General features: G+C 70.3%; 1 protein-coding gene. It reads left to right on the forward strand.

Going from position 1 to position 313, the window contains the following annotated elements; genetic code table 11:
* On the forward strand, nt 1–313 hold a 313-nt coding region (locus D7Y11_RS43705; RefSeq protein WP_158642082.1), incomplete at both ends, for an Ig-like domain-containing protein.

A 313-nucleotide genomic window follows, 5' to 3' on the forward strand; every position in this document is an offset into this window, starting at 1 on the left:
CGCCGGCCAACGGCTCGACGGTGACGAACCCCACCAACGTGGTGGTGTCCGGCACGGCGGCGAACGCGACGTCCGTCACGTTTACGCTGGGCGGGCAGAGCTACGGCCCCGTCACGGTGACGGGCGGTAACTGGACGTACACGGTGCCCGGCCCGCTGGCCAATGGCTCACAGACGGTGTCGGCGGTGTCCACCAACGGCACCACGAACAGCACGGCCGCGACCAGCACCTTCACGGTGGCCGGTCCGACGGTGGCCATCACCGCGCCGGCCAACGGCTCGACGGTGACGAACCCCACCAACGTGGTGGTGTC

Origin of the sequence: Corallococcus sp. AB018, from assembly GCF_003986945.1 — a bacterium.
Lineage (GTDB): Bacteria > Myxococcota > Myxococcia > Myxococcales > Myxococcaceae > Corallococcus > Corallococcus exiguus.